General features: G+C 64.9%; 11 protein-coding genes. 9 read left to right on the forward strand and 2 right to left on the reverse strand.

The genetic code is table 11. The features are described 5' to 3' along the window. The first annotated feature begins 59 nt into the window (after window positions 1-59). The 9 genes from RPPS3_RS22100 to RPPS3_RS22145 all read left to right on the forward strand — a co-directional run bounded on the left by RPPS3_RS22100 (window position 60) and on the right by RPPS3_RS22145 (window position 10,891). On the forward strand, window positions 60-1,502 hold the full coding sequence (locus RPPS3_RS22100) for a helix-turn-helix domain-containing protein (protein ID WP_107345966.1): 1,443 nt from the start codon (window positions 60-62) through the stop codon (window positions 1,500-1,502). A 322-nt stretch (window positions 1,503-1,824) separates the two neighbouring features. Then, the gene (locus RPPS3_RS22105) at window positions 1,825-3,126 is read left to right on the forward strand and encodes a lytic murein transglycosylase (RefSeq protein WP_434006786.1); all 1,302 of its coding nucleotides are present in this window, start codon (window positions 1,825-1,827) and stop codon (window positions 3,124-3,126) included. An 81-nt stretch (window positions 3,127-3,207) separates the two neighbouring features. Then, complete coding sequence (locus RPPS3_RS22110; protein WP_107345968.1) at window positions 3,208-4,392, forward strand: substrate-binding domain-containing protein; 1,185 nt, start codon at window positions 3,208-3,210, stop codon at window positions 4,390-4,392. A 357-nt stretch (window positions 4,393-4,749) separates the two neighbouring features. Beyond that, window positions 4,750-5,514, forward strand: a complete 765-nt coding sequence (locus tag RPPS3_RS22115) for an ABC transporter ATP-binding protein (protein ID WP_107345969.1) — start codon at window positions 4,750-4,752, stop codon at window positions 5,512-5,514. Between the two features lie 427 nt (window positions 5,515-5,941). After that, a complete protein-coding gene (locus tag RPPS3_RS22125) occupies window positions 5,942-6,664 on the forward strand; it encodes an ABC transporter ATP-binding protein (protein ID WP_107345970.1) in 723 nt (240 codons plus the stop codon). A 114-nt stretch (window positions 6,665-6,778) separates the two neighbouring features. Then, the gene (locus tag RPPS3_RS22130; RefSeq protein WP_107346734.1) at window positions 6,779-7,804 is read left to right on the forward strand and encodes a branched-chain amino acid ABC transporter permease; all 1,026 of its coding nucleotides are present in this window, start codon (window positions 6,779-6,781) and stop codon (window positions 7,802-7,804) included. Continuing rightward, a complete protein-coding gene (locus tag RPPS3_RS22135) occupies window positions 7,801-8,868 on the forward strand; it encodes a branched-chain amino acid ABC transporter permease (protein WP_199852166.1) in 1,068 nt (355 codons plus the stop codon). The genes RPPS3_RS22130 and RPPS3_RS22135 overlap by 4 nt, the downstream gene beginning before the upstream one ends. A gap of 371 nt (window positions 8,869-9,239) precedes the next feature. After that, window positions 9,240-9,548, forward strand: coding sequence for a reaction-center light-harvesting complex 1 protein PufW (gene pufW / locus RPPS3_RS22140; protein WP_107345972.1), 309 nt, complete (start codon window positions 9,240-9,242; stop codon window positions 9,546-9,548). A 242-nt stretch (window positions 9,549-9,790) separates the two neighbouring features. Continuing rightward, window positions 9,791-10,891 carry an alkene reductase gene (locus tag RPPS3_RS22145; RefSeq protein WP_107345973.1) on the forward strand — a complete coding sequence of 367 codons (1,101 nt, stop codon included), beginning with the start codon at window positions 9,791-9,793 and terminating at the stop codon, window positions 10,889-10,891. A 297-nt stretch (window positions 10,892-11,188) separates the two neighbouring features. Here the strand turns inward: RPPS3_RS22145 and RPPS3_RS22150 are convergent, their stop codons facing one another. Both RPPS3_RS22150 and RPPS3_RS22155 read right to left on the reverse strand, forming a co-directional pair. Further along, on the reverse strand, window positions 11,189-12,976 hold the full coding sequence (locus RPPS3_RS22150; RefSeq protein WP_107345974.1) for an ABC transporter substrate-binding protein: 1,788 nt from the start codon (window positions 12,974-12,976) through the stop codon (window positions 11,189-11,191). Window positions 12,977-13,048: 72 nt separating this feature from the next. Continuing rightward, window positions 13,049-13,375: a DUF2160 domain-containing protein gene (locus tag RPPS3_RS22155; protein WP_107345975.1), complete on the reverse strand. Its 327-nt coding sequence runs from the start codon at window positions 13,373-13,375 to the stop codon at window positions 13,049-13,051. Window positions 13,376-13,516 lie beyond the last annotated feature (141 nt).

Here is a 13,516-nt window from a genome sequence, read left to right on the forward strand (position 1 = left end):
GTTATTTTGTAAATTTTGTAAAACGCGATATCTGGGGCGGAATCTGAAAGGACCCTGTAATGGCCGGCGATTCCGGTAAAAAACTGTTCGTGGGCCCCCGCTTCCGCCGCATTCGGCAGCAGCTCGGGCTGTCGCAAACCCAGATCGCCGAAGGTTTGGGCATTTCTCCGAGCTACGTCAACCTGATTGAGCGCAACCAGCGCCCGGTGACCGCCCAGATCCTGCTGCGGCTGGCCGAGACCTACGACCTCGACCTCCGGGACCTGGCCACCGCCGACGAGGACCGGTTCTTCGCCGAGCTCAACGAGATTTTCTCCGACCCCTTGTTCCGGCAGATCGACCTGCCGAAGCAGGAGCTGCGCGACCTGGCCGAGCTGTGCCCCGGCGTCACCCATTCGCTGCAGCGGCTGTACGCCGCCTATACCGAGGCGCGCCGCGGCGAGACCATGGTGGCGGCCCAGATGGCCGACCGCGAACAGATCCGCTACGAGGCCAACCCGATCGAGCGCATCCGCGACCTGATCGAAGCCAACCGCAACTACTTCCCCGAGTTGGAGCAGGCCGCCGAAGCGGTGCGCGACGAGCTCAATATCGGCTCGCAGGAGATGTTCGGCGCGCTGACCGACCGGCTGCGCGAGCGCCATTCGATCACCACCCGGATCATGCCGGTCGACGTGATGCGCGAGACGCTGCGCCGGTTCGACCGCCATCGCCGGCAATTGCTGATCTCCGAACTGATCGACGGCCCCGGCCGCGCCTTCCAGGTCGCATTTCAGACCGGGCTGACCGAGCACGGCGGCATCATGGACGCGATTGTGCATCGCGCCGGCGGGCTCGAGGATCAGGCGCGGCGGCTGTATCGGATCACGCTCGGCAATTACTTCGCCGCCGCGGTGATGATGCCGTATGCGGCGTTCCACGCCGCCGCCGAGCAACTTTCCTACGACGTCAACGTGCTGGCGCAGCGCTTCAACGCCGGCTTCGAACAGGTCTGCCACCGCCTCACCACGCTGCAGCGGCCGAACGCCCGCGGCGTGCCGTTCTTCATGCTGCGGGTCGACAACGCCGGCAACGTCTCCAAGCGGTTCTCATCCGGCACCTTCCCGTTCTCGAAATTCGGCGGCACCTGCCCGCTGTGGAACGTGCACTCGACCTTCGACACCCCGGACCGGCTGCTCAAGCAGGTGATCGAACTGCCCGACGGCAGCCGCTACTTCTCGATCGCCCAGATGGTCCGCCGCCCGATCGCCCCGCACCCGCAGCCGCAGCCGCGCTTCGCGATCGGTTTGGGCTGCGAAATCCGCCACGCCGCCAAACTGATCTACGCCGCCGGCATGGATTTGGAGAAAGCCGAAGGCACCCCGATCGGCGTCAACTGCCGCCTCTGCGAACGAGAGCATTGTTCGCAGAGAGCGGAGCCGCCGATCACCAGGACACTGATCCTCGACGAGAACACGAGAAGGGCGAGCAGCTTTGCGTTTAGTAACGCGCGGGAGCTGTGAGGCGCGCTCTTTCGTTATTCGCCCGTTTTGCAGACACGACTCTCCCCGTCATTGCGAGCGAAGCGAAGCAATCCAGCTCCGAGCACTGGGCTGGATTGCTTCGTCGCTACGCTCCTCGCAATGACGGAGAGAGACGTTGGCCGCACCGACGAGGGCCCGCACCGCCCGTCATTGCCGGGCTTGACCCGGCAATCCATCCCAACAACAGTCAGCTCTTCTGATTTGATGGATCGCCGGGTCGAGCCCGGCGATGACGTTTGGGGAGACGGGCATGCTGCGGCTGAAGGCGACGGCGAGAGATCTGCGGACATCCGTTGGCGCGATGGCCGCGGTCTTAGCTATCGCGGCGGCCGCCTCCCTCACCGCCTCGCCCGCCCTCGCCCAGCGTGGCGCGTCGTGCCATGGCGGGCAGAGCTTCGATCAGTTTCTCGCCGGGCTGAAGCAGAAGGCGGTGGCGGCCGGGGTATCGCAGCGGGCGATTGCCGAAGCTTCGCCGTATCTCGTGTACGATCAGGGCATCGTCAATCGCGACCGTGGGCAGCGGGTGTTCGGGCAGATCTTCACGGTGTTCGCCGGGCGGATGGCTTCCGAAGGACGACGCGTCAAAGGCCAGCAGCTGATCAAGCAATACGCGAACGCCTTCGCGCGGGCCGAGAAGGAATATGGCGTGCCGCCGGCGGTGATCACCGCGTTCTGGGCGCTGGAGAGCGACTTCGGCGCGGTGCAGGGCAATCTGCCGACGCTGCGCTCGCTGGTGTCGCTGGCCTATGACTGCCGCCGCTCCGAGATGTTCCAGGACGAGACCATCGCGGCGCTGAAGATCATCGACCGCGGCGACCTGTCGCCGGGCGAGATGATCGGCTCGTGGGCCGGCGAGCTCGGCCAGACGCAATTCCTGCCGCGGCACTATTTCGACTATGCGGTCGACTATGACGGCGACGGCCACCGCGACCTGCTGCACAGCGCGCCTGACGTGATCGGCTCGACCGCCAACTACATCGCCACCGGGCTGAAGTGGCGGCGCGGCGAGCCGTGGCTGCAGGAGGTGCGGGTGCCGGAGAACCTGCCGTGGGATCAGGCGGATCTCACCGTGAAGCATCCGCGCTCGCAATGGACGCAGTGGGGCGTGACCGCGGCGGACGGACGGCCGCTGTCGAACGACGCGCTGCCGGCATCGCTGCTGCTGCCGATGGGGCGGCACGGTCCGGCGTTCCTGGCTTATGCAAACTTCGCCGCCTACACCGAGTGGAACAACTCGCTGATCTATTCGACCACCGCGGCCTATCTCGCCACCCGGATCGCCGGCGCCGGACCGATGCAGAAGCCGCGCGCCGCTGTGGCTCAGCTGTCGTTCAACGAGATGAAGCAGCTGCAGCAGCTTTTGGTGCGCGCCGGCTTCGACGTCGGCAAGGTCGACGGCGTGCTCGGCCAGCAGACCCGCAGCGCGGTGAAGGCAATGCAGCTCAAGTACGGCCTGCCGGCGGATTCCTGGCCGACCGCCGAACTGCTCACCCGGATGGGCGGCAGCGCCGCGCCGGCGCCTTCGGCTTCCGCAGACCCGATGCAGCCGACGGAGCCGCGGCGCGCCAAGCGCGCCCGCCCGCCGGCGCCGCTGCCGCAATAACCGAAAAATCCGTCCCGCGGCTTTTCAAATTCCGCCGACTTGCTCTAGGGTGCGACGCAATAACACTCTGGAGGAAACGACGTGCGTCATCTGTTGATTATGACAGCCACGGCTGTCGCGCTGGCTACCACCGCGGTCCATGCCGCCGATGACCTCAAGATCGCGCTGATCTACGGCAAGACCGGCCCGCTCGAAGCCTACGCCAAGCAGACTGAAACCGGCCTGATGATGGGGCTGGAATACGCCACCAAAGGCACGATGACGCTCGACGGCCGCAAGATCGTGGTGATCACCAAGGACGATCAGAGCAAGCCGGACCTCTCCAAAGCCGCTCTCGCCGAAGCCTATCAGGATGACGGCGCCGACATCGCGATCGGCACCTCGTCGTCGGCCGCAGCGCTCGCCGATCTGCCGGTCGCCGAAGAAAACAAGAAGATCCTGATCGTCGAGCCCGCCGTGGCCGACCAGATCACCGGCGAGAAGTGGAACCGCTACATCTTCCGCACCGGCCGCAACTCGTCGCAGGACGCGATCTCCAACGCGGTCGCGATCGGCAAGCAGGGCGTCACCATCGCCACCCTGGCGCAGGACTACGCGTTCGGCCGCGACGGCGTCGCCGCCTTCAAGGAAGCGCTGGCCAAGACCGGCGCGACGCTGGCCGCCGAGGAATACGTGCCGACCACCACCACCGACTTCACCGCTGTCGGCCAGCGGCTGTTTGATGCGCTGAAGGACAAGCCGGGCAAGAAAATCATTTGGGTGATTTGGGCCGGCGGCGGCGATCCGCTGACCAAGCTGCAGGACATGGACCCGAAGCGCTACGGCATCGAACTGTCGACCGGCGGCAACATCCTGCCTGCGCTCGCCGCCTATAAGCGCCTGCCCGGCATGGAAGGCGCGACCTATTACTACTACGACATCCCGAAGAACCCGATCAACGAGTGGCTGGTCACCGAGCACCAGAAGCGCTTCAACGCGCCGCCGGACTTCTTCACCGCCGGTGGCTTCTCGGCCGCGATGGCCGTGGTCACCGCCGTGCAGAAGGCGAAGTCGACCGACACCGAGAAGCTGATCGCCGCGATGGAGGGCATGGAGTTCGACACGCCCAAGGGCAAGATGATGTTCCGCAAGGAAGACCATCAGGCGCTGCAGAGCATGTATCACTTCAAGGTCAAGGTCGACCCGGCCGTCGCCTGGGCGGTGCTGGAGCCGGTGCGCGAATTGAAGATCGAGGAAATGGACATCCCGATCCGGAATAAAAAGTAATTGCCGGGCGGGAGTCATTCCGGGGCGCGCGTCAGCGCGAACCCGGAATCCCGACATGTCCCGCGCCACTTTTTCAGGTGGCCTGAATCTCGAGATTCCGGGTTCGCGAGCTGCGCTCGCGCCCCGGAATGACGAACTCTAGCGATGAGGCTCGTCGCCTGCCTCACTCACAAACCGTCACCACCCGCGCATGCGGGTGGCCCAGTATCCCAGGGCGACGGTGATGAACCGAAGCGCTGCAGCGTACTGGATCCTCCGCATTCGCGGAGGATGACGACGGGATTGGGGAGACGTCGTGCACCACTCATGCTCCACTACGCCTTCGATGATGCTCTGACGTTGCGGTGACCGTGCTCCATGACCACCCTCGAGACCCAATCCCTCACCATCCGGTTCGGCGGCCATGTCGCGGTCGATGCGGTGAGTTGCGCGTTTCGCCCCGGGGAGCTGACCGCGATCGTCGGGCCGAACGGCGCCGGCAAGACGACGTATTTCAACCTGATCTCCGGGCAACTCCGCCCGAGCGGCGGCCGCATCCTGTTCAACGGCGCCGACATCACCAAGATGACCGCGCCGCTGCGCACCCGCGCCGGGCTCGGCCGCGCGTTCCAGCTCACCAATCTGTTTCCCAATCTGTCGGTCGAAGAGAATGTTCGCCTCGCCGTGCAGGCGCACAGCGGCACGCATTACGACATGCTGCGGCCGTGGCGGACGCGGCGCGACCTGATCGAACGCGCCGACGCCATCCTCGACAGCGTTGCGCTGGGCGCCCGCCGCAATGTCGCCGCCACCGCGCTGTCGCACGGCGACCAGCGCAAGCTCGAAGTCGCGCTGATGATGGCGCTGGAGCCCAAGGTCTACATGTTCGACGAACCGACCGCCGGCATGAGCGTCGACGAGGTGCCAGTGGTGCTCGACCTGATCGCGCGGCTGAAGACCGACCCGTCCAAGATCATCCTCTTGGTCGAACACAAGATGGACGTCGTCCGCTCCCTCGCCGACCGCATCATCGTCCTCCACCACGGCAAGCTCGTCGCCGACGGCAAACCCGCCGAGGTGATCGCTTCGCCGATCGTGCAAGAGGCGTATCTGGGCATTGCACCGGGCAAGAGTGCGGCGTGAGAGTGATGATGAAAATATCGAATGCTTCGATTTTGGTGACGCCAGCTTCTGCGGTGTTGGTCACGCCCCCTCCCCTCACGCCAGCGAGCCCCCTCTCCCGCTTGCGGGAGAGGGTTGGGCTGAGGGCGCCACAAGGATGGCGTCCCGTTGTGGCCCCCCACCCCCGACCCCTCCCCGCAAGGGGGAGGGGAGCAGAGGCGCCTCGTCACGGCGGGCAGCGCATGACTGATCGATCGATGATGTTGCTAACGCCCTTTCCCCGCGCGCCAGCGAGCTCCCTCTCCCGCTTGCGGGAGAGGGTTGGGGTGAGGGCGCCACAAGGATGGCGTCCCGTTGTGGCCCCCCACCCTCGACCCCTCCCCGCAAGGGGGAGGGGAGCAGGCTTCGCTTCGGGGAGAGGTCATACGTCCTCATCGGGAAGCGCCGCATGACCGACCTCCTCACCCTTTCCGGCGTCCACACCAATATCGGGCGCTATCACATCCTGCAGGGCGTCAACTTCGTGGTGCCGGAGGGGCAGACCACGATGCTGCTCGGCCGCAACGGGGCCGGCAAGACCACGACGCTGCGTACCATCATGGGGCTGTGGCCGGCGTCGCGCGGCGAGATCACCCTTGGCGGCCGGCGCATCGAAGCGATGGCGACGCCCGACATCGCGCGGCTCGGCGTCGGCTACGTGCCGGAGACGATGGCGGTGTTTTCCGATCTCACCGTGAAGGAAAATCTGATCCTGGCGGCACGCGACGGCGAGATGGACGCTGGGCGCCTCGACTGGATCTTCGGATTCTTCCCGGCCTTACGAAAATTCTGGCTGTCGCGCGCCGGCTCGCTGTCCGGCGGGCAGAAGCAGATGCTGTCGATCGCCCGCGCGGTGATCGAACCGCGGCAATTGCTGCTGATCGACGAGCCGACCAAGGGGCTGGCGCCGGCGATCATTGGCGCGCTGATCGACTGCTTCGCCGAACTCAAGCGCACCGGCGCCACCATTTTGTTAGTAGAGCAGAATTTCCACGTCGCCCAACAGATCGGCGACAGCGTGGTGGTGATGGACAATGGCGGCATCGTGCATCGCGGCACCATGGCCGAGCTCGCCGCCGACGTGCCGCTGCAGGAGCGCCTGCTCGGCCTCAGCCTGGAGGCGCATCAGTGACTTTACGCAATCCCCTCTCCGTCATTGCGAGCGAAGCGAAGCAATCCAGAGCCCGTGCACGGAGCTGGATTGCTTCGTCGGCTTCGCCTCCTCGCAATGACGATCGGAGCTGACATGACCGACGTCCCCGTCCCCGCGCCCTCCACCTCCGATCCGCTGCCGCAAGCCAAGCGAGATCTGCTGCCGGTGCTGCTGCCGGCGATCCTGGCGCTGTTGATGCTGCCGTTGGTCGGTTCGTTCTCGTCCTGGGTGACGCTGACGGTCGCCAGCCTGGCGATGGGGATGATGATCTTCATCATGGCGTCGGGCCTGACGCTGGTGTTCGGGCTGATGGACGTGCTGAATTTCGGCCACGGCGCGTTCATCGCGGTCGGCGCCTATGTGGCGACGCTGGTACTGCTGCCGCTGGCGGCGATGTCGGGAGCGGACTCGCTACTGACCAATCTCGCCGTGCTGGTGCCCGCAGTGCTGACTGCGATGGCGGTGTCCGGCGCGCTCGGCGTGGTGGTCGAGCGCGTGCTGATCCTGCCGGTGTATGGCCAGCATCTGAAGCAGATCCTGATGACCACCGGCGGACTGATCGTCGCCGAGCAGGCGCTGTATGCGCTGTGGGGGCCGCAGATCATCCCGCTGCCGCTACCGACGTCGCTGCGCGGCTCGTTCATCATCGGCGACATCGCCATCGCCAAATATCGCCTGCTGGTGATGCTGGTCGGCCTCGTGGTGTTCGTCGGCATCCAGCTGACGCTGAACCGTACCAAGATCGGCCTGCTGATCCGCGCCGGCGTCGAGAACCGCGAGATGGTCGAAGCGCTCGGCTATCACGTCAAGCGGCTGTTCCTCGGCGTGTTCATGGTCGGCTCAGCGCTGGCCGGGCTCGGCGGCGTGATGTGGGCGCTGTATCGCGAGCAGGTCCACGCCTCGATGGGCAACGAGCTGACCGTGCTGATCTTCATCGTGGTGATCATCGGCGGGCTCGGCTCGGTCGGCGGCTGCTTCATCGGAGCGCTGCTGGTGGCGATGGTCGCCAATTACGGCGGCTTCCTGGTGCCGAAGCTGGCGCTGGTCTCCAATATCCTCTTGATGGTCGCGATCCTGATGTGGCGGCCGCGCGGGCTCTATGCGGTGACAAGTCGATGATGATCCTGTCCGGCGATCCGCCGCGCAGCCGGGTGCTGTCGCTGCTGCTGATTGCGATCGTGGTGATGCTGGCAATCACCCCGTTCGTGTTTCCCGGCGCCAAGCCGCTCAACGTCGCCGCCAAGATCTGTATCTTCGCGGCGCTGGTGGCGTCCTATGACCTGCTGCTCGGCTACACCGGCACGGTGTCGTTCGCCCACACCATGTTCTACGGCATCGGCAGCTACGCGGTGGCGATCGCGCTGTACGGCATGGGGCCGAGCTGGGCGGCGGTGGCAACCGGCATCGTGATCGGGCTGCCGCTGGCGGCCTTGCTGGCGCTGGTCATCGGGCTGTTCTCGCTGCGCGTCGAGGCGATCTTCTTTGCGATGATCACGCTGGCGGTCGCTTCCGCCTTTCTGGTGCTGGCGTCGCAGCTGTCGTGGCTGACCGGCGGCGAAGACGGTCGCAGCTTCAGCCTGCCGGAGCTGCTGCGGCCCGGCACGGTGTTCATCAAGGACTTCTTCGGGGTGCGGATCAACGGCCGGATCCTGACCTACTACATCATCCTGGTCGGCTGCGCCGGCATGATCCTGGCGTTGCTGCGGGTGGTGAACTCGCCGTTCGGCCGGGTGCTGCAGGCGGTCCGCGAGAACCGTTTCCGCGCCGAGGCGCTGGGCTATCGCACCGTGTTTCATCTCACTTACGCCAACGTGCTGGCCGCCCTGGTCGCCGCCGCCGCCGGCGTGCTCAATGCGATGTGGCTGCGCTATGCCGGACCGGATACGTCGCTGTCGTTCTCGATCATGCTGGACATCCTGCTGATGGTGGTGATCGGCGGCATGGGCACGATCTACGGCGCCATCATCGGCGCCACCATCTTCATCCTGGCGCAGAACTATCTGCAGGCGCTGATGGGCGCCGCCTCGACCGCCGCCGCCGATGCCGGGCTGCCGCTGCTGCCGAACCTGCTGCATCCCGACCGCTGGCTGCTGTGGCTCGGGCTATTGTTCGTGGCCAGCGTGTACTTCTTCCCGACCGGAATCGTCGGCCGATTGCGCGGGGCGCCGAAGGCCGCCGAGTAGCTCGACGAAAGTCTTAGAAGCGACCCATTCGGGCGGATCGTTTCGAACGATTCCAGCCTTGCGCTCTTTAGTGCCTCTTCGCACCCCCAGAGGTTGATAGCAACGCCGTCACTCAGCGCCTGGGTGCAGGATTTCGGTAGTAAAATGCCTGTTCGCGTCCTGCGATACCTCTTGGGCCAGTACCCGCGCCGGTAAAATAAGAAGCAGTTTCTGCGCTCGATCAACATCGTTTGCAGCGCACAAAGTATCCTGTTGCCGCTGAACAGGCGCCCTCCCATAGTCCGCGCCTTTGTCGACCTAGGACATTCTCCCTACTCCAGCACCATATTCACGCTGCGGCAGGGGAGCGTCCGACCAAACAGGAAGTTGGAATGATGCTGCTCTTGGTCCTTACCGCGATCGCCTTCGTCGCCACCGCCGTGGTGGCGCGCGTGCTGGCCGCCTCCGCGCCGGAAGGCAAATTGTACTGCCAGGCGGCCGGTGCCGCTTCGATGGTGGTCGGGCCGTTTATCACGCTGGTTGCCGCCTTCGTGCTCGACAAGGCCGGCATCGGCGGCGAAGTGCTCGACGCCACCGCGATGCTGCGGGTCGCGGCGCTGCCGGCGTTCGGCACGCTGTTCGTCGGCCCGATCGTGTTCTGGTTCTTCCGCCGCCAGCGCCGCACGGTTGCGGCCGCCTAACGGACGCGCACCGAATGCGCGATCGCGAAGACAGGTTCGGCGGCGCCTCTCGCCGCCGAACTGCGGATCGGCAGGAATTATCCCGGCCTGCGTCATTTCCAGCAATTCTCTTCCCTTAAGAACGGCATTTTCGAAACCGCACTTCAAAGTTTCATGCGGACGCATCTATTTTCGGCTGGGCCATTGTGTTTCGGGGACCGCCCCCCAAGTTCCTGACATCCGTAACTGTCCAGGACGGCCCCATGTCGACTTCCAAGCTCTTCGAACCTTACAAGCTCGGCCCGATCACCCTCGCCAATCGCGTCGTGATGGCGCCGCTGACCCGCAACCGCGCCGTGCCCGAGGGTCTCGTCCCGAGCCCGCTGGCGGCCGAGTATTACGGCCAGCGCGCCAGCGCCGGCCTGCTGATTACCGAGGCCAGCCAGGTGTCGCAGCAGGGCCAGGGCTATCAGGACACGCCCGGCATCTACTCGCAGGCCCAGGTCGAAGGCTGGCGCAAGGTCACCGGCGAGGTGCACAAGCGCGGCGGCAAGATCTTCATCCAGCTCTGGCATGTCGGCCGCATCTCGCATGTCGACCTGCAGCCGAACCACGGCGCGCCGGTCGCGCCGTCGGCGATCCGCGCCAAGACCAAGACCTTCGTCGGCGGCCAGTTCGCAGACGTCTCCGAGCCACGCGCGCTCGAGCTGTCTGAAATCCCCGGCATCATCGAAGACTTCCGGAAAGCGGCCGCCAATGCGATCGCGGCCGGCTTCGACGGCGTCGAGATCCACGGCGCCAACGGCTATCTGCTCGACCAGTTCGCCCGCGACAGCAGCAACAAGCGCACCGACGAATATGGCGGCTCGATCCAGAACCGGGCGCGGCTGATGCTCGAAGTCGCCGCGGCGGTGGCCAAGGAGATCGGACCGGAGCGCACCGGCATCCGGATTTCGCCGGTGACGCCGGCCAACGACGTCTCGGACTCCAACCCGCAGGCGCTGTTCGACTACATCGTCGACGAGCTCAACAAGCTGAAGCTGGTCTACATCCACGTCATCGAAGGTGCCACCGGCGGCCCGCGCGACATCGCGCCGTTCGACTACGCGAGCTTGCGCAAGCGATTCAGCGGCACCTACATCGGCAACAATGCCTACGACCTCGCGCTCGCCAACAAGCAGCTCGACGCAGGCGCGGCCGACCTGATCGCGTTCGGCAAGCCGTTCATCTCCAACCCGGATCTAGTCGAGCGCCTGAAGCGGAATGCTCCGCTGAACGAGCCCGACAAGTCGACCTTCTACGGCGGCGGCGCCAAGGGCTACACCGACTACCCGACGCTGGAGTCGGCGCAGGCGGCGCAGTAAGCCGTACGCACCATCATTCCGGGGTGCGAGCGCAGCTCGCGAACTCGGAATCCAGCAGTTGCTACGACGAGATTCCGGGTTCGCTCGCTCCGCGAGCGCCCCGGAATGACGTGGAAAGACAATGCAAAAGCAAAAAAGGCCGGGATCGCTCCCGGCCTTTCGATTTTGCGGAGACCTCATCCTGAGGAGCCCGGCGCAGCCGGGCGTCTCGAAGGATGATGCGCCGAGCACTGTGCGTGTCGTCTCATGGTTCGAGACGGCGCTGAGCGCCTCCTCACCATGAGGCTTCGCAGCCGCTTACTTCGCTTCCGCGCGCTTCGGCGGGGTCGCCGGCCAGGACTTGATCAGGGTGTCGTAGTCGATGGTTTCACCCTTCGGCTTCTCGTTCGCCAGCTTGCGCTGCGGCGCGATGTTGCCGTCCTTTTCGGACTTGGCGTACCAGTACTCGGCGGTCTCCTTCTTGTTCAGCTTCGGACCGCATTCGCCTTGCACCTTCGACTTCTCGAGGCGTTCGAGCACCGAGTCCTGCGCGGCGGCCAGCGAGTCCATCGCCTGCTGCGGGGTCTTCGCACCCGACGACGCGTCGCCGATGTTCTGCCACCACAGCTGCGCCAGCTTCGGATAGTCCGGGATGTTGTTGCCGGTCGGCGACCACTGCACGCGGGCCGGCGAGCGATAGAACTCGATCAGGCCGCCGAGCTTCGGCGCGCGTTCGGTGAACGACTTATCCCAGATGTCGCTCTCACGGATGAAGGTGAGACCGACATGGCTTTTCTTCAAGCTGACAGTCTTGGAGGTGATGAACTGCAGATACAGCCAGGCGGCCTTGCGGCGGTCCGCCGGGGTCGACTTCAGAAGCGTGGCCGAACCCACGTCCTGATAGCCGAGCTTCATGCCTTCCTTCCAGTACGCGCCGTGCGGCGACGGAGCCATGCGCCACTTCGGCGTGCCGTCGGCATTCATCACCGGCAGACCGGGCTTCACCATGTCGGCGGTGAAGGCGGTGTACCAGAAGATCTGCTGGGCGACGTTGCCCTGCGCCGGCACCGGGCCCGACTCCGAGAACGTCATGCCCTGCGCTTGCGGCGGCGCGTACTTCTTCATCCAGTCGAGATATTTGACGATCGAATACACCGCCGCCGGACCGTTGGTGTCGCCGCCGCGCTCGATCGACGAGCCGACCGGACGGCAGCCTTCCATGCGGATGCCCCATTCGTCGACCGGCAGACCGTTCGGCAGGCCCTTGTCGCCGTTGCCGGCCATCGACAACCAGGCGTCGGTGAAGCGCCAGCCGAGCGACGGGTCCTTCTTGCCGTAGTCCATGTGTCCATAGACTTTGACGCCGTTGATTTCCTTGATGTCGTTGGTGAAGAACTCGGCGATGTCCTCATAGGCCGACCAATTCACCGGGACGCCGAGGTCGTAGCCGTATTTGGCCTTGAACTTGGCCTTGTACTCCGGATTGGTGAACCAGTCGTACCGGAACCAGTACAGGTTGGCGAACTGCTGGTCCGGCAGCTGATACATCTTCTTGTCGGGCGCCGTGGTGAACGACGTGCCGATGAAGTCGGCGACATCGAGCATCGGATCGGTCACGTCCTTGCCCTCGCCGGTCATGTAATCCGACAGCGCGATGGTCTGGTTGTAACGGAAGTGCGTGCCGATCAGGTCGCTATCGTTGATCCAGCCGTCATAGACGTTCTTGCCGGACTGCATCTGGGTCTGCAGCTTCTCGACGACATCGCCTTCCTGGATCAGGTCATGCTTCAGCTTGATGCCGGTGATCTCGCTGAACGCCTTGGCCAGCGTCTTGGCTTCGTATTCGTGCGTGGTCAGCGTCTCGGAGACGACGTTGATCTCCATGCCCTTGAACGGCTCGGCCGCCTTGGCGAACCACTGCAGTTCCTTCATCTGGTCTTCTTTGGACAGCGTCGAGGGCTGGAATTCCTCGTCGATCCACTTCTTCAGGACCGCGTCGTCCGCGGCACGCGCCGGCGACAGCGTCATCGACGTGGCGATCAGCGCCGCAGCGCTCACCATCGTCATCAGCCGCAAACGGCTGAGGTGGGGCTTTCGTCCAATCATCGTTCGTTTCCTCCGTTGAGCGACATCATTCAGGTCCAGGTTGATCCCGGATCTGTTCCTCGTTCGCCGGGATCAGACGGTGCGGAAGATCGCAACGGCTGAGACCAGCGACAGCAGCGTGGCGAGCCACAGGCTCGACACTTCGACTCCTTCTCCGATCGGCAGCGTCAGCAGCGGATCGGTCCCGACCAGCGCAATCCAGACCAGATGAATCACCGCGGCCAGGATCAGCGACAGAAACAGCCGGTCGCCGCGCGTCGTCGGAATCCGCAAGACACCGACGCGCTCGACCTCGGGATCAACCACCGCGAGCCAGGTCATGGTCGCGAGCGTACCGGCCAGCGCGGCGAAGAACGCCGCGGTCGGCCAGGTCCACGCCATCCATGCGAAGGAATCCATGATCAGAGCCCTCCCCGTCGATTGTTGCAGGCGAAGAGCCCGTCCCCGTCATTGCGAGCGAAGCGAAGCAATCCAGAACCCAGCACACGGAGCTGGATGGCTTCGTCGCTACGCTCCTCGCAATGACGATGGGGGTGCGGT

The sequence above is a fragment of the Rhodopseudomonas palustris genome (genome assembly GCF_003031265.1).
Taxonomy (GTDB): Bacteria; Pseudomonadota; Alphaproteobacteria; order Rhizobiales; family Xanthobacteraceae; genus Rhodopseudomonas; species Rhodopseudomonas palustris_H.

Coding starts and splice junctions, on each gene's coding strand:
- RPPS3_RS22125 (WP_107345970.1), top strand. CDS start 5,942: ATGACCGACCTCCTCACCCTTTCCGGCGTCCACACCAATATCGGGCGC.
- RPPS3_RS22155 (WP_107345975.1), bottom strand. CDS start 13,375: ATGGATTCCTTCGCATGGATGGCGTGGACCTGGCCGACCGCGGCGTTC.
- RPPS3_RS22100 (WP_107345966.1), top strand. CDS start 60: ATGGCCGGCGATTCCGGTAAAAAACTGTTCGTGGGCCCCCGCTTCCGC.
- RPPS3_RS22150 (WP_107345974.1), bottom strand. CDS start 12,976: ATGATTGGACGAAAGCCCCACCTCAGCCGTTTGCGGCTGATGACGATG.
- pufW (WP_107345972.1), top strand. CDS start 9,240: ATGATGCTGCTCTTGGTCCTTACCGCGATCGCCTTCGTCGCCACCGCC.
- RPPS3_RS22135 (WP_199852166.1), top strand. CDS start 7,801: ATGATGATCCTGTCCGGCGATCCGCCGCGCAGCCGGGTGCTGTCGCTG.
- RPPS3_RS22105 (WP_434006786.1), top strand. CDS start 1,825: ATGGCCGCGGTCTTAGCTATCGCGGCGGCCGCCTCCCTCACCGCCTCG.
- RPPS3_RS22145 (WP_107345973.1), top strand. CDS start 9,791: ATGTCGACTTCCAAGCTCTTCGAACCTTACAAGCTCGGCCCGATCACC.
- RPPS3_RS22130 (WP_107346734.1), top strand. CDS start 6,779: ATGACCGACGTCCCCGTCCCCGCGCCCTCCACCTCCGATCCGCTGCCG.
- RPPS3_RS22115 (WP_107345969.1), top strand. CDS start 4,750: ATGACCACCCTCGAGACCCAATCCCTCACCATCCGGTTCGGCGGCCAT.